Source organism: Paraliobacillus sp. JSM ZJ581 (assembly GCF_044383835.1).
Lineage (GTDB): Bacteria > Bacillota > Bacilli > Bacillales > Amphibacillaceae > Paraliobacillus.
In genome coordinates, this window is sequence record NZ_JBISEP010000007.1 from 38,483 (window position 1) to 54,355 (window position 15,873).

Consider the following 15,873-nt stretch of genomic DNA (forward strand, 5'->3'; position numbering starts at 1 on the left):
ACCCTTTTAAGGTCCTGTTAAAATGAAATGGATATAATCAAGCTTTTTATTTTGAATGTAATCTAACAGTTCGGTAAATCCATCTCTATAGGCAATTTTCATGACAACTGGAACATCAAACATATTTGTTTCGCCACTGTCTCGTATTGCAATAATCTGTTGTTTAATTACTTCATTCATCTTGCGCATCATCCGTTACAAGTTCTTCTTCATTATCTCTAGATTTCCTCAGGAGCTCAATATCAAATCCCGCAGATTTGTAACCTTCTAAAATAGTCGAATAGTAATAACAACTCGGTTGATTTATTGGTCTTCCTTCATTCATGATATAAACCATCGCATCCACTTGTTTGTTATACAATCTAACTTTCATCGTTTCTTTTCGGTAAAGGTAAGGCCAGCCTTCATAACGGTCAAGTGCCACTTCGTCTTCGGCTGTAATCTGCCACACAAGCACCGGTACGCTTTCCCCCTTGAACGGTTCGATGGTTGCAACTGCATGCCCGTGTGGCCCCCTAAAAACGAGTTTGTACCCCTTTATTTCACTTGCACCAACGACTATAGCTGTCGGACATCGATGCGCCATTTGTTCCAAGTTCAAATTGGATCCATATGCTAAATATAATTTACTCATTTCCTTTTTTCCCTTCTCTTTAAATTAAGACTCCTAGGTAGGTTTAACCTACCCGGTGTCTCCAGGCTGATGATCCCGAAAGTGCTTTTGTTAAATGAGCCCTACAATTCGCAAACTCTTCACCTATCAGTCCGATTCGGTTTAAGTACGTTCGCATGGCAAACTTTTCATTTTCAATTTGTGGCTTTTTCGATGAAGCGCTTTTCTGAGTTAATGCTTGGTTGTTGATTGCTAGCGATAAAACGATGAAGCTTCTTATTTTTCCCGCGTGAAGCACACTATTAAATCCCCTTAACTCTACCGTTCTGTTTCTTCTGAAAAAACTGTGTAGGTTTAAAAAGTGATATCTGCTGTTATGGTAGTGTCTGCTTCTACTTTCGTTATAGCCTTCGTACCAGAGATCTTCAATTTCTCGCATCGTCTTCGGCTTTTTCCGATTCATCTTTTCTACTAAAAGGTTGTCCATTCTTTTGCAATAGCGCATTCTCTCATTCTTAATTTCTAGTGCCTTGTAAAACAAATCGTTTCTACTAACGATGATGTTTATAAAATTTCTAATGCTTCTTGGTGTATGTGGGCTTCCATCTAAATGAATGTGAATGCCGCAGGATGAATTTGTAAAGGCGCCGGCTTTTCGTATCCTTCGAACAAGCTCCTGTAAAGTGTCAATGTCTTTTCGGTAGGTTAGAATTGGGCTTACAATCTCAACGCTATAATCTCTGCTTGCGTTAACCCTTCTACCGTTTCTACTAACTTGCGTCCGAATACTTCCGTCATAAACAAATTCCCATATCCGTCCGTCTGAAGCTTTCACTTTCTTTACATCGTAGTATGTTCCACCTTCGATGTATTCGCCCTCAAGAAATTCTGCCGCAACCTTCGCTGCATTTTCTCTTGTGATTCCTGTAAACTCAATTTCAATTCCAAACTTTGCTGTTAACATTTCCCCATCCCCTTTTAGAGTGTATGTGTGTTTTTGTTACATACATATATCACTCTAAAAGCCTTATATAGCAAGTGTTATCTACACTTATTCGGATGTATTTTTATTGTTCGATGATTAGACACTTATCGACTCCAAACACAATCCCCAGTGAACTTCTTTTATCCCATTTTATCTGTATGGTTCCAATATCATCAACGAAAGAAACTGTTCCTTCATCCCCTGGAATTAGATTTGAATAAGGATCATCCATTTCAATTAAACGTACCCTTGTTCCCGGCTTATATTGTTTCTTCAACTTGGCCAGCGATTCTTTCGTTATGTTGTTCATGAAGCTTCCTCCATCTTTTTTGTTCTTTTAAATGAAGAATCACCTGAAAGTTTTGACATCAGAATCTTTCTATCTGCTTTATATTCATCACCGATAAAATTTAACTTTAACAAAAAGCAGCGAAATGCATATTTTTCGTTTTCGACTTGTTTTTCAACTGCCGTCACTCGTTTTTGTTTTAGGGCTGTTTCGCATAATGCGACAATGAATTTTGTGTATGTTTCTAGTTCCTCTGGCGTCAATTCTCTTTCAAACCAAGGAAAGCTTATACGATCATCTTCTAGTTCAAACCTAGTTGTTCCAATAGCTAATGCCTGTTTAATTAAAGTGTTTTTACTTTGTATTAGCTTTTCTAAATTTTCCGTTGTTCGTTCATCGAAAGGGTCCCGCGGGTATTCAATGGAAAGTGTATAAGTTTCTGATAGCTCATCTTGCGGTACTTCAAAGTCATGTTCACTTTGCAACGTTTGGATTAAGTCATCATTAGGCGGTCCTTCCAATGTGCCAACCCTATCAACTACATAATCTCCAATCTGATATGCAAAGCTTGGTGTTCCTTTGTAATCAAAAGGAATATTCAAATGTTCGCTTATTGCTTCCACTAACTTTTTCCGTTCTTTTCCCTTCACATTAAATTTTACAATCATTTTTTATTCCACCTTTCAATTTTGGTACATACATATATCACTCTAAAAGGTGTTTATATCAAGTGTTTTGAACAGATTTCATTCAATTATCTACTACTTGTTTAATTGCATGGTAATTCCAGATAAAACGTAAATAACACAAGGTAATGCGACTCCATTTCCCCACATTTTATATTCAGCCGTATCAGAATGTGGTTGACTTAACCATTTGACGATTTGCTTTCGAGTTTTAGGTCGCTTATTTTTACTAATCAATTGACGGTGCGTTTCCCACACTTTCTCCCAAAAATGAACTTCATCATCCGATGGGTTTTCTTCTTCTAAGTTGTCGCACCATCCGTCTGGGAAACCTTGCAATCTACCACATTCCATTGGGGTAAGCCTTCTCACAATTAAATCTTCTACATTTACTAGTGGCGGATCCTTATAATCAGTAGCAACTAGCGTACTAGCAAGTTCCTTTTCTGCACTTGTGAAATGTGAGTTTTTACTAGATGAATACGTTGGTTGCTTTTCCTTACTTGATTCATCTTTACTACTAACAATTGCAATCCCGCCTTGATTACTATTCGGAGAGTTGCCCGATGTGTCTATTGTTCTTGATACATCACTTTCATAAATATTTGCTCGAACATTTACCGTTCCCTCAGATGTTAAGCGAATATCAAAGGTTCTCGGTTTCTCTAAAACAAATGACTGATTATTTCCGCCAGTTCCATATAACGACACCACGGTCTGGGCAACATCAACTGGTCCTTTAATTCTTGCATCTCTTCCGTGGTTATCAAATACAAGTGGTGGATGATTTGATTTCGCACGTAAAGTTGCGGTTACCCCTTCTGTAACATCCATTCGACTACCACCTTGGTCATTTAAGCAGATGTCGCTTGTTTCTCTAGAACTTTCTGAAGTATTTCTGGTAGTTCCTTGCCGCGCTTTTTTGCTCTGCGTAAAATACCCTTGCAAGCTCTCTGACTCAAATAATATTTTGGATGCACTTGTTCCATTAAAATCTGCGACAAGAAAGATTCGTTTTCTTCGCTGGGGTACTCCCCAATATTGTGCATCAAGAACTCGCCAGGCAATTGAGTAGTTATCTCCCAGCACTTCTCCCGCATTTCCCCATTTACTTGGTTTAGGGATATCAACTTCCTCTGTCTTGACCTTACAGAATTCTTCGATGACACTTTTGAAGTCTTCTCCCTTGTTTGAGGAGAAGGCACCACAGACGTTTTCCCACACTGCATATCTTGGATATTCGCCATTTGTTTTACACCTCATTTCCTTCATAATTCGCATCGCTTCATAAAATAAAGAGGACTGACTTCCGTCAAGTCCTGCACGTTTTCCTGCAATTGATAAATCAGTACATGGTGAACCAAAAGTGATAATATCTACTGGTTCAATTTCAGCTCCATCAATTGAACTGATGTCCCCTAAATGTCTCATTTGTGGAATTCGTTTTGATGTAACCCGAATAGGAAACGGTTCAATCTCAGATGCCCATTTCGGTTCAATGCCACTTATTAAACCTGCGAGTGGAAACCCACCTGAACCATCAAAAAGCGAACCTAAAGTAAGTTTACGCACTTTCACTCACCTCAAGTTCGCTATAAGCAATCTTTTTATTGTTTCGAATGACATACACATCTTCATCTGTTCCAACTTGTTCAATGTATCTTTTCGCAATAACATCACAATATTTTTCATCTAATTCAATCATGTAACATATTCGGTCTGTTTGTTCCGATGCTATTAATGTTGAACCAGAACCACCAAACGGATCGAGTACAATACTATTTGTTAAACTTGAATTCATAATAGGATAGGCAATTAAAGCAATTGGTTTCATCGTTGGATGGTCGGCATTTCGTTTGGGTTTATCAAACTCCCAAATGGTTGATTGTTTTCTATCCGAATACCAGCGGTGTCTACCTTTCTTTTTCCATCCAAATAATATCGGCTCATGTTTCCATTGATACGGTGAGCGGCCAAGTACAAGCGATTGTTTCTTCCAAATACAAGTTCCCGATAAATAAAAACCAGCTTCTTCAAATGCCTTGCGGAAGTTCAACCCTTCTGTATCCGCATGAAACACATAAATGCTACCGTCTTTCGCAAGTGCATCTTCTGTGTTCGTAAAAGCATCCAATAGAAACTGGTAAAATGTATTGTTATTCATGTTGTCGTTTTTAATTTTCCCTGCACTACCTTCATAATCAACATTATAAGGTGGATCGGTGACAACTAAGTTTGCTTTCTTTTCCTCCATTAACTTATCAAACGTTTCCTTTTTCGTACTATCCCCGCATACAAGGCGGTGTCTACCTAGGAGCCACACATCGCCTTGCATGGTTATCGGCGGATTTTGAAGTTCTTCCTCGACATCAAAGTCATCATCTTCTACTCCATCTCGTAATGTATCTTTAAACAAATCATCAATTTCAGCTGCATCAAAACCTGTGAGTGAAACGTCAAAGTCAGCTGCATCTAGGTCTGTCATAAGTACAGCTAGTTTTTCTTTATCCCAATCACCGCTAATTTTATTTAATGCTACGTTCAATGCTTTCTCTTTTTCTTCGTTTAATTCGACCACGACACATTCGACTTCAGTTCTTCCCATACTTGCTAGAACTTTTAAACGTTGATGTCCACCAACTACTCTGCCAGTTGTCTTGTTCCAAATGACAGGGTCAACATATCCAAACTCCTCAAGTGAACGTTTAATTTTTTCATATTCACTATCGCCTGGTTGTAAATCTTTTCGTGGGTTATAATCGGCGGGAATAAGTTGTTCCACTTTAATTTTTTCTATGATCATGTTTGGTCACCGCCTGATTAAATTCTTTATATCTTTTCACGTCTTCCCATGGATATAACCAACTATTAAAATGTCCGTAAGCTGCTGTATCTGCATAGTGAACATCTCGCAACTGTAAGCATTCAATAATCGCTGCTGGTTTCAAGTTAAATACATCAAGTGCTGCTTGTTCAAGTATTGAATCAGAGATATTTCCCGTCCCAAATGTATTTATTGAAAATGCGACAGGATTCGCCTTTCCGATAGCATATGAAATGTTTACTTCACATTTCTCTGCATAGTCACACCACACGATATGCTTTGCAATATGCCTTGCCATATAAGCACCGCTTCTATCAACTTTGGTAGGATCCTTTCCTGAAAATGCCCCACCACCATGCGATGTAAAACCTCCGTATGTGTCAACCATTAGTTTTCTTCCAGTTAATCCTGTATCAGCTGCCGGTCCTCCAACAACAAATCGACCTGAAGGATTGATTAAAATATCTGTATCTTCATCAAACGGGAAATCTTCAAAAACCTGCCATAAAACATTTTCAATAATATCCTGTTCTATTTCTGGTTGTCTTTTATAAGCTTGATGCTGAACAGATACAACGATTGTTTTTACTCTGACTGGCTGATTATTTTTATATTCAATCGTGACTTGCGCTTTCCCATCTGGATAATATCCTTTAATAATTTTTCCTTTGCGTACTTCATCTAAACGTTTTACAATTTTATGTGAAAGAACTAATGGTAAAGGCAACATTTCCTTTGTTTCATTTGTTGCATAACCATACATTGTTCCTTGGTCACCTGCACCAATCGTTCCGTAAGGCTCTTTGATTCTTTGTCGTACTTCAAGTGCTGTATCTACAGCTTCAGCAATATCTGTACTTTGCTTCTGTACATATACAGATATTTTAAAGTTTGAAGGTTTATAACCAACATCTACTAATACACTTTTTACAACTTCTTTAATATTAATCTTTTCGCTACAGGAGATTTCGCCCGCCACGATAATTCTTCCTTTCGTTGCTAATACTTCACAAGCTACACGTGAAGATTTATCTTTCAGTAAACAAGCATCTAAAATGCTGTCTGAAATAAAATCACACAATTTGTCTGGGTGTCCTGCACATACACTTTCTGCAGTTAAATATTTAATCGTCATCACATTACCTCGTTTCATTTATTTTCCTTTACGCATCGTTAATAATCGCTCCATCATATCATCTTGTGGATTCGCACCTATGAATTCTGTTGCACTGTTTTCTCTTATAATTTGATAAATTTCCAGCCAGAGCCGATTGGTTTGTGTCATAAAGTTTTGACTCATAGCAACATAAGGACTTTGCATGGCATTTCCTGTTGTTGGATGCTTTGCTAAAAAACCAAACTCCGTCACCGCCGCTTCACATTGCATCCACCTAGCAGCACTCATTGCATATCTTTCCAATATCTGGGGGTTAATTAAATGGGCAACATCTCTTTCATTTAACCAGTTCCACGTTTCTTCAAATATTTCAGCCGCCTCAAGTGTGGTTCCGTCCTTCTCAGTAGCAGATAGCATTTCTCTAGGCTGTGGCATTTCTTGTCCTTGAAGGTCAGGCGCATGTGTAAATTCGAGCACTTCTAATTTTCGTCTACCTGGATTACCATCTTCTAACTTTTCGTATAATGGCTTTCTTTTTCGTCCAGAACCGACCCGTGCGCCGCCTCTATTTGTTCCATCCTTGGCCATTTCAACACCTCATTTCTTCTCGCCCCCTATATACCTTGTTTGAAATCGCGACTTTTTGCGTGACGTTCCCCGCCCGTTGTCCACGTCATAAGTTGTAGGGATTCATTACCCCCTATCCCTTCGCCAACGATCACCATCTCGAGCGGTGATGGATGAGTGACAAGGCGTACAAACAGACATTAGATTGCTTTCATCATGCGTTCCACCACGTGACAGTGGTAGGATGTGATGTACTTCTTGCACTGGAGTTAGCTTTCCATTTCGCTTACACTCTTCGCAGAGCGGGTTCTTTGAAACGTAACGGTCACGTATCCTTTTCCAAGCGCGTCCGTAACGCTTAGCAGTGTTTGGATCCCGCTGATACTTTTCATATCTTCTTGCCTCAGCCTTTCGGTGTTGATCACAAAAGCGTTCGTGTGTCAACTCAGGACAACCAGGCTGTGAACAAGGTCGCTTTGGTTTTCTCGGCATAACTTTCACCCCCAAATAAAAAAGCCCCCGAAGGATTTCTCCCACGAAGGCTCGCGATATTTTGTCTATATTAATACCTTAACAGGCTCAATGTCAAAAAGCGTCCGCAATATTACTCACTTGAAAATTCAAAGGACTATTTTGTTTCCCTTTGATACTTTTTCCATACTAACACTATAACCCGCTTAGATTGCAAATGCATACGCGATATTACTCACTTGCCATAAAGTAAAAGTGTTAGACGCTCCAACGCTCTATTCTTTTTGTTGTAGGCAGATGACCTTTCAATCTTAAAGTAATCACAAATCGTATGCACAGCATCTGTTCGTCTTTGATTTTCTACCATATAAAATTCATACAGAACAAATTGTTCATCTTCGGTTAGCTCATTCCAAGCTGGCTGGAACCAATTCATATATTCAATGGCTTGTCTTAACCTTTCTTTCAACACATCAATTTTATCGATGCTATAAGCAATACGACTTTCATTGGCTTTTGGATTGTGTACAGAAGGCAGGCCATCATTCACTGGTGCGCTTGGGGACATCATTCCATCATGAAGAATTGCAATATCGTCATCAGTATTATCTATAATGTGTTTCATACTATTATAATCTTTTATCACATCAATTGTTGCTGCTCGTTTATCTAGGTAGTGCCATACAATATTCATACAGGAATTCCCCCTTTTAACGTTGCTTTCACCGCATCAATGAGCGCTGACTGCGTATTATTCTTTTTATTTAAAGCATCCATCACTCGTTCGTCCATTGTATCTTTAGCGATTAAATGATGGATAATCACTGTGTCTGTTTGTCCTTGCCTGTACAATCTTGCATTTGTTTGTTGATAAAGTTCCAAACTCCAAGTTAGTCCAAACCATACGAGTGTTGAACCACCTGCTTGTAAATTCAATCCATGACCAGCGGATGCGGGATGAATGGCTGCAATTTGAATCTTTCCTCCGTTCCATTTCTTAATCGAATCACTACTTGTTAAAACTTCTACCTTAAATTGGTTTTGTATTCGGAGCAAGTCGTGTTTAAACCAATAAGCAATTAATACAGGTTTTCCGTTAGCCGCTTCAATGATATCTTCTAGCTTTTCGAGTTTTCGATCATGTATTTGAGTGACAGAACCGTTATCATCGTAAACTGCACCATTTGCCATCTGAAGAAGTTTGTTTGATAAGGCTGCTGCATTTGAAGCGGTTATATCCTCGCCTTTTATCGTTGTAATCAAATCACGTTTCATGACATCAAGTGTTTCTTTTTCTCTCTGGTTTAACGAAACAGGCACTTCATTCATGATTAACTTGGGTAGTTTTAAATAGTCCGTCCCTTTCATGCTGATAGTGATATCGCTTATTTTTTCATATATCGCTTCTTCTGCCCCTGGTTTTGGTTTATAAGAAAAAATCATATGTTGATTTCTTTTGTCAGGATCAAAGTATGATTCTCTGAAACGTCCGATGAATTTACCTAATCTCTCACCCATATCAAGTAATCTGTACTCTGCCCATAAGTCCATTAAGCCATTCGATGAAGGTGTTCCTGTTAAACCAACTATTCTTTTAATGTTAGGTCTTACCTTCATCAAACTTTTAAATCGTTTTGATTGATGAGATTTAAACGATGATAATTCATCAATAACGACCATATCAAAATTAAAATCGATACCGCTTCTAGCAATCAACCATTCTACATTTTCACGATTAATGATATAAATGTGGGCATCTGAATATAGTGCATCTAAGCGCTCTTTTTCTGTTCCAACAGCAACTGCATAAGTTAATCCTTTCAAATGACTCCATTTTTCGATTTCTTCTGGCCATGTATTTCTAGCAACTCGAAGTGGTGCGATAACTAAAACCCGGTGAACTTCAAATCGCTCTAATACCAATTCGTATATAGCACTTAATGTTATAATCGTTTTTCCTAACCTAAGCCCATATCCAAAAAGATAGCGGAGATAGGATTTTCCTCAATGTAGCTGATTGCATATCTCTGATAATCATGTGGTATGAACTTCATTCGGCATCACCTCCAATAATTTCATCAATGATTTTTTCTATTTGCTGCTCACTATCTAAAACAAAGGCTTGAAAACCTAACAACTCCAGTTGTTCCTTTCTTTTCTTTTGCAGCGGTCTCAGTTTCTTCCCAGGTGCCTTCACTTCAATAAAGCCTATTTTTCCATTTGGTAATAAGATTAATCGATCGGGCAATCCATCAAAACTCGGAGAGACTAGTTTGATAGATAACCCTTTCCTATGTTTTACTGCCTCGGTTAATTTCGACTCAATTGTTTTCTCTCGCATTCCAAACTCTCCTGTTCCAAACGTTTTTAAACTTTCTTACGCGCGTATATGCGTATTTGCGTGATTTAACCTGATATTCTTATATTTTCTTAATATCATATTTTTCTTGGAACATTGGAACAACTTTTCCACGAACCTCTATATGACATAGATTGATTACTGTTCCTAACTATGTGACGAACTCTTTTATTTTTGTTCCAGGAACAATTTCACGTGTTCCAAAGTCATCTTTTTGTTCCAAACTAGATTTTTTGGAACGTTATTTTTTCAATTCATACACCCACTGCGTTCCGTAAATGGGAAGTCTCTTTTTCTTGGATAAGCCTGTCCAGCCACCAATACTTGCCATAATCGTGGATATTTCGTTTCCATCTACCCGTCTTAAATTGGAACGTTCCTTTTGGAAACATTCGCACCAAATCTCCATATTAGAAACATACTCTCGTTTCCATACGCCTTGTTTTGGACTATCTCCAAATTCAGTTCCATTGATAAATGCCCTACGTTCAAACAAGTCCATATCGTCCCAATCATCAGGAAGTAGCGTTTCTAAATATTCACGAACCAACCCTTCTCGCTCGTCCGATTCCATCGCCATTCGCTGTTCTTCTTTTGCCAGCTGATCAATGTCATGCTCGAGATATAGCTTTTCACCTTGTTTCACATATTCAAGTGCTTCTGCCCATATTTGCAGCACTTCTTCTTCAGTTACTTCCCATGATTTCTTTACTCCATCGCCTGGAGTTTTCACAGGCCAAAATCGTCTGTTACCTGTCGTATCCCTTAAGTAACCCTTCTCAGCATTAGTCGTTCCAAAAAATACACATTGCCTTAAATGCGGTGTAACTCTTTTTGCAAAACTCGCTCGATAAATGTCGTTTTGTCGTGAAAGGAAACTCCTCAGTGTTTCTACTTCTGCTTTTTTAAGTCCAGCGAGTTCTCCGATCTCAATGATCCAGTAACCTTGTAATTTCTCAGCAGCTGTCTTATCTTTTGTGTCTGATAAACTTAAGCTGTCTGAAAACCATTCACCACCAAGCCTTGCAATAAGCGTACTTTTACCGACTCCTTGCGGACCATTTAAAACAAGCATCGAATCAAACTTAACTCCAGGTGTTAGCACTCTTAAAATAGCTGCACATAATGTTTTTCTTGTTACTGCTCGAACATATGCGTTATCCTCTGCTCCCAAGTAATCAACTAGCAAAGTATCAACACGTGGCACTTTATCCCACTCGGGCAAATCATCAAGATAATCACGAATCGGATGATAGGATCTGTCATCAGCAACCTTCGCAATGGCGATATCATAATTTCTAGCTGAAAACGTTCCATAGTGCGCATCGATATAACTAACAAGCTGAGCATCATCCGCATCTCGCCAATATTTAGATGGGTGCGACCAAGGAACAGGACTAACAATCTCCAAGTTGTCTGATAGCTCATTAAAAACAATACCTTGAAGGTTTTCATCATGTTCCAATATTAAGGTAAGATTTCTAAGTGTATTTTTAACTGCACCTGTTTTATCAAGGTCCAATTGACCTTCCCAGTCATCTTCTGTAAACTCAATCTCCGCTTGTTCTTTACGTTCTTCCGCAAACTGCACCTTTACCTGCTCATCCTTTAAAGCAAACTCAGTCATAGCCTTAAAGGATGGAAGTTTTGTTACTGCGGTTGAATAAGATGTTTTATCATCTAAATCTTGAAACAAATGCAATCGAACGAGGTCAAACGCATTCAGTAAGTTCCCTGAAGCAGGATCTGTTGCATGATGGCTATAAGCAAACTTTCCGTTATATACGACGACCCCCGCAGACGAATCAGCTGGAATGTAATCAAACCTTCCTTCCATCAAACTGGGCTCATAGACGTTATATAAAAAAGTATCAATCGCTTCTTCAATAGAATACGCTCTACAAAAAGCACCTATAATACCATCCTTCTCTAGTGGATCAGCTTGTTTTTTAATATTTCTGTGTACTACTTCGGATTGCCTTGACGATACAGGCCACGTTGTCGTATCTCTCCAATCGTCATATTTCGACAAATAGAAATCAGGATCTAATAATTCACCATCTTTTTTCTCGAAAAAGAACTCACCATTTGATGGTGTCGATGGCCAGTACATTAATCTTGAAGGTTCATATGTTGTGTCATCAAAATAATCAATACCGATTTCTTTTGCGACCATTCTTGCTACTGCTGGATATTCATCTTCCGAAACATCACGCTTAAACAGAATAATTAAACGTAGCCTTGGTTTTTCAGGAGTGTGTTTATGCGTTGAATATATGCAGCATTTAAAATCATAAAGAAGTTCAATTTGATCCCAAATGCCAGGCACTGCGTAGTCCATATCAAGGGTAAGAAGTGAACGAGACAAAACATGTCCGTTCCTTCTTTTTCCTTGCTTTAAAGCACCGCCAACAAAGCCGCCAACATCTTTTGTTGCATCTTGTTTTGCACGATTCATTTTTCTATATTCATCTACCGTTTCAGTTGTACGGATTGTCTGATTTACAAGATTAATAAACTCGTCCCACGTTACATCTTTGTTCTTCCACTTTCTGTCCATTCGACTATTACCGACAGCTATTTTCATATTGATAACCTCCAATGCTTAACTGTCCATTTCAATTTTAGGTAAGATGCCTTTTGCTTTTAGTAAGTCATAAATAAACAGTCGACCTTTTTGCGTCCAGTACGTATGAACTTTTGAACGATCATAGCCATTGCTATCTTTATATGTGTGAGTTTTTGTTGTTGTATATCCAAACTCAGCATGGTTTTGATATAACAACCAAATCTTCCCTTGTTTATATTGAACCCCTTGTTCGTGTAAATATTTATTTAACCAACGGGCAGACTTTCCATAATCTTTTGCTATCACTGAAATCGCAACTGCATCTTTACAATTAAGAACAACATCGTAATAACTCGCTTTTGGTTTCATTTCGATAATTTGCTGTTCTTGGACTTTCACTGTTTCTGATAGTCGATTGCTTTTTAGTCGCTCGGCTTTTAGTTCTTCCAACGCTTTAATCAAAATATCTGGATTAGCTAACACTTCATCTACTGCATACAATCCATTTTTTCGAATGGAGGGTAGAACGTCATGTGTAACCCATCTTCTGAATTTTTTTGCTTCTGGTTTTCTTGAGAGTAAGATAATATTGTATAACCCACTCTCGTTTATAACTGATACTTCCTGTTGTCCGCCAAGGGTGTCGATAGTATCTACACCCTTTTCATCTGTATCTAAACGAGCGATAACATCACGATTATTTTTAATTCCTAAAACATCGCACACATCTTTTGCAACCCACCAAATATTACCGTCTTTAAAAGATGTTCTTACTTCATTTCCTTCGAAGTTAAAAACTTTAATATTGTTCATCATATTAATGAACCTCCTACAAATAGTTGTAGAGTAAATAAATTTACCCTCACCTATATGCGAAGAAAAAGGGGATTTCGAACCCCCTTTTATTAATCTTTTTTATAAAAGTTTGTTTCAAATCCATCTGCACGTAATTCTAGCGTTTCTGCCCAAGGAGGTGCTTCACTCATTAAGTCGCTAATATAATCGACTGTTACATCGCCTGGTGCTTCAATCACAATTTCATCATGTACGTGCATGACAATTCGAAAACCTTCATCATGAACACGTTGTAAAGCAAAACATAATAAATCCCTCGAAACTGCCTGCACAATATTCTCGACAAACTTTGGACCATAACTAAATATTCGCTCCCACTTCTTTGTCGCACCAATACCTTCATACAAAACAGACTCATTGCCAAAGCTGTTTATCCCAATACGTGGTTTTACATAGGAAAGCCATCTTCCTGAAGGTAGACCAATCAGCAACATTCCACTTTGATATTCAAACTTTATACCATGCGTCATATGTGATTTTCGTTGCTTAACTGTTTCTTTTGCAGCACGATCAACATCCCACCAAAACTTCACAATTTTAGAATTCGACTGCCGCCACACATCGACAAGTGGTTTTAGTTCATGTTCTTCAAGTCCCATGCTAAGAGCGCCCATTGATTTCAATGCACCGAAAGAACCTCCATAACCAAGTGCTAATTCAGCAATTTTCCCTTTTTGTCTAAGTGGACTATCCTTTGTAATCTCATTCATTGGCACTTTAAACATCTGTGCAGCCGAGGCTTCATAGATTTTCCCATGCGATGCAAACACTTCATTTCGCCATGTTTCCCCTGCAATCCAGGCAATCACACGTGCTTCAATGGCACTAAAGTCAACGATTATGAAGCGATTGTTCCGAATAGGAACAAATGCGGTCCTTATAAGCTGGGAAAGTACACTCGGAACTGAATCATATAATATTTGCAAAGCTTCAAAGTTTCCTTGTTTCAATAATGCACGAGCCTCGTCTAAGTCCGGGAGATGATTTTGCGGTAGATTCTGAACTTGAATTAACCTTCCTGCAAATCTCCCTGTACGATTCGCCCCATAAAACTGAATTAAGCCCCGCGCCCGTTCATCACGACAAACAACATTTTCCATCGCCGCGTATTTTTTCACACTCGATTTTGCGAGTTGTTTTCTCAGTTGAAGTACTTCTTTAATTTCACCTTCACTGGTTTCAATTAAATGAGTTACAGCTGCTTTATTTAAACTATCTGTTTCAACACCTTTTGTTTGTAACCACTCACGCATTTGTTTAACAGAATTCGGATTTTCTAGCTTTGTAATTTCTTTCATTCGACTGATTAATTCACCGCGAATTAAGTCATCGCACTTAATCGCTTGTGCAACTAACTCTAAATCTAGCATTATCCCTCTATCATTAATTAATTGATCCAAATAATAGTTATCCCACTCCGCTTCAGGCATTGGAAATTTAGATAACTTTTCTTGTATCGCTATTTCAGTTTCTACATCACGTTTGTTGTATGCTTTAAATCTTTCCCATCGATTAGGATCATGTTCTTTTAGATTTCTTGTTCGGCCGCCATTTGTTTTTGTTGGTCTACAAGGAATAGAGAAAAAACGAATTAAATCTTTCCCTTCTGACAGCTTTTGTTTATCTGCTCCCGTTACCATTGCAGCACCTTCTAAAGATAATGGTAAGCCTAAATAAGCAGACCACACCATGGTGCAACGCCAATCGTCAGGAGAAAGATGTTCATTGAAATGCCTACTTAAACAGACTCGTTCGAACTGAGCATTAAAGGCCCATTTCGTTATCTCTTTATTAAATATTGCTTGTTCAACTTCAGATGGAATAGACTCACCGCTCGCTAAATCAATGACATGAACAGGTCCACTATCCACACTGTAAGCAAATAACATCACCTCGAAATCATCTGCCTCCGCATAGCGATAGACCCCGCTTTTAGCGAGGTCCACACTACTATACGTTTCAATATCAATATTTAATGTTTTCATGATAAAAAGTCATCATCCACATCAGTAGCAAAGTCTACCGATGCATCAGTTCTTCCGCCTAATGGCTCCCCATCACGAATCTTTTGGATGTTACCAAGACCGCAGGCAATCCCTCGGTTACCATTTGAGTTAAAGGCATAGAAGTTAACACTTACGCGAGCATAAACACCAGAGTAAACTTCCGAACGTTCTAAAATCGGATTAATATCGGCATCTACAATCTGTGGTGGCGTAATGCTGTTTGCATTAACAAAGAAACTATCTGCATATGCTTCATCATCTGAACGATCAATATCTCCATCACGAAGTGGTAATTTTAACGACTGCTTGTTTGGGATTTTCCCACCAAATTTACCGCGACCTTCTTCAATTGCGGCATCTACAGCTTTTTCAATTGCTTCTAATGTTTTCGAATCACTTTTCGGAATAATAACACTCACGCTATATTTTTCTTTTCCACCATTGATTGACTTCGGCTCCCACACATTTGCATAAGATAAACGCACTACCCCTGTAATTACCTTTGTTGGATTTTTAACTGTTTTCGACATAA

Annotated in this window: 16 protein-coding genes and 1 pseudogene; all 17 read right to left on the minus strand. The window is 38.4% G+C overall.

The annotated features are described in order from the left end of the window. Positions 1-6 precede the first annotated feature (6 nt). A complete protein-coding gene (locus ACH6CY_RS06210; protein ID WP_374066412.1) occupies positions 7-180 on the minus strand; it encodes a DUF5049 domain-containing protein in 174 nt (57 codons plus the stop codon). Continuing rightward, positions 173-634: a gamma-glutamylcyclotransferase family protein gene (locus ACH6CY_RS06215; protein WP_374066413.1), complete on the minus strand. Its 462-nt coding sequence runs from the start codon at positions 632-634 to the stop codon at positions 173-175. The genes ACH6CY_RS06210 and ACH6CY_RS06215 overlap by 8 nt, the downstream gene beginning before the upstream one ends. 43 nt (positions 635-677) lie before the next feature. After that, positions 678-1,577, minus strand: coding sequence for an amidoligase family protein (locus ACH6CY_RS06220; RefSeq protein WP_374066414.1), 900 nt, complete (start codon positions 1,575-1,577; stop codon positions 678-680). A gap of 103 nt (positions 1,578-1,680) precedes the next feature. After that, positions 1,681-1,908 (minus strand): DUF4314 domain-containing protein, encoded by a 228-nt coding sequence (locus ACH6CY_RS06225; protein WP_374066416.1) that lies wholly within the window; start codon positions 1,906-1,908, stop codon positions 1,681-1,683. Next, entirely contained in the window at positions 1,905-2,555 is a 651-nt protein-coding gene (locus ACH6CY_RS06230) for a virulence protein (protein ID WP_374066418.1), read from the minus strand. The genes ACH6CY_RS06225 and ACH6CY_RS06230 overlap by 4 nt, the downstream gene beginning before the upstream one ends. Before the next feature lie 93 nt (positions 2,556-2,648). Continuing rightward, positions 2,649-4,145, minus strand: coding sequence for a DNA cytosine methyltransferase (locus tag ACH6CY_RS06235; protein ID WP_374066419.1), 1,497 nt, complete (start codon positions 4,143-4,145; stop codon positions 2,649-2,651). Beyond that, a complete protein-coding gene (locus tag ACH6CY_RS06240; RefSeq protein ID WP_374066421.1) occupies positions 4,138-5,376 on the minus strand; it encodes a site-specific DNA-methyltransferase in 1,239 nt (412 codons plus the stop codon). Before ACH6CY_RS06240 ends, ACH6CY_RS06235 begins: the two co-directional genes overlap by 8 nt. Continuing rightward, positions 5,357-6,550 carry a methionine adenosyltransferase gene (gene metK, locus ACH6CY_RS06245; protein ID WP_374066422.1) on the minus strand — a complete coding sequence of 398 codons (1,194 nt, stop codon included), beginning with the start codon at positions 6,548-6,550 and terminating at the stop codon, positions 5,357-5,359. Before metK ends, ACH6CY_RS06240 begins: the two co-directional genes overlap by 20 nt. Further along, a complete protein-coding gene (locus tag ACH6CY_RS06250; protein ID WP_374066423.1) occupies positions 6,551-7,102 on the minus strand; it encodes a P27 family phage terminase small subunit in 552 nt (183 codons plus the stop codon). 105 nt (positions 7,103-7,207) lie between these two features. Beyond that, positions 7,208-7,573 carry an HNH endonuclease gene (locus ACH6CY_RS06255; RefSeq protein WP_374066424.1) on the minus strand — a complete coding sequence of 122 codons (366 nt, stop codon included), beginning with the start codon at positions 7,571-7,573 and terminating at the stop codon, positions 7,208-7,210. Positions 7,574-7,787: 214 nt separating this feature from the next. Beyond that, positions 7,788-8,246, minus strand: a complete 459-nt coding sequence (locus tag ACH6CY_RS06260) for a hypothetical protein (RefSeq protein WP_374066426.1) — start codon at positions 8,244-8,246, stop codon at positions 7,788-7,790. Then, positions 8,243-9,606 (minus strand): annotated as a pseudogene (locus tag ACH6CY_RS06265) (SNF2-related protein). The gene ACH6CY_RS06260 and the pseudogene ACH6CY_RS06265 overlap by 4 nt, the downstream one beginning before the upstream one ends. Beyond that, the gene (locus tag ACH6CY_RS06270; RefSeq protein WP_374066427.1) at positions 9,603-9,893 is read right to left on the minus strand and encodes a VRR-NUC domain-containing protein; all 291 of its coding nucleotides are present in this window, start codon (positions 9,891-9,893) and stop codon (positions 9,603-9,605) included. The pseudogene ACH6CY_RS06265 and the gene ACH6CY_RS06270 overlap by 4 nt, the downstream one beginning before the upstream one ends. A gap of 259 nt (positions 9,894-10,152) precedes the next feature. After that, the gene (locus ACH6CY_RS06275; protein ID WP_374066428.1) at positions 10,153-12,498 is read right to left on the minus strand and encodes a virulence-associated E family protein; all 2,346 of its coding nucleotides are present in this window, start codon (positions 12,496-12,498) and stop codon (positions 10,153-10,155) included. A gap of 18 nt (positions 12,499-12,516) precedes the next feature. Next, on the minus strand, positions 12,517-13,296 hold the full coding sequence (locus ACH6CY_RS06280; protein WP_483874860.1) for a phage antirepressor: 780 nt from the start codon (positions 13,294-13,296) through the stop codon (positions 12,517-12,519). Positions 13,297-13,385: 89 nt separating this feature from the next. Beyond that, positions 13,386-15,320 (minus strand): DNA polymerase, encoded by a 1,935-nt coding sequence (locus ACH6CY_RS06285; protein WP_374066430.1) that lies wholly within the window; start codon positions 15,318-15,320, stop codon positions 13,386-13,388. Next, positions 15,317-15,871: a DUF2815 family protein gene (locus ACH6CY_RS06290; protein ID WP_374066432.1), complete on the minus strand. Its 555-nt coding sequence runs from the start codon at positions 15,869-15,871 to the stop codon at positions 15,317-15,319. Before ACH6CY_RS06290 ends, ACH6CY_RS06285 begins: the two co-directional genes overlap by 4 nt. Positions 15,872-15,873 lie beyond the last annotated feature (2 nt).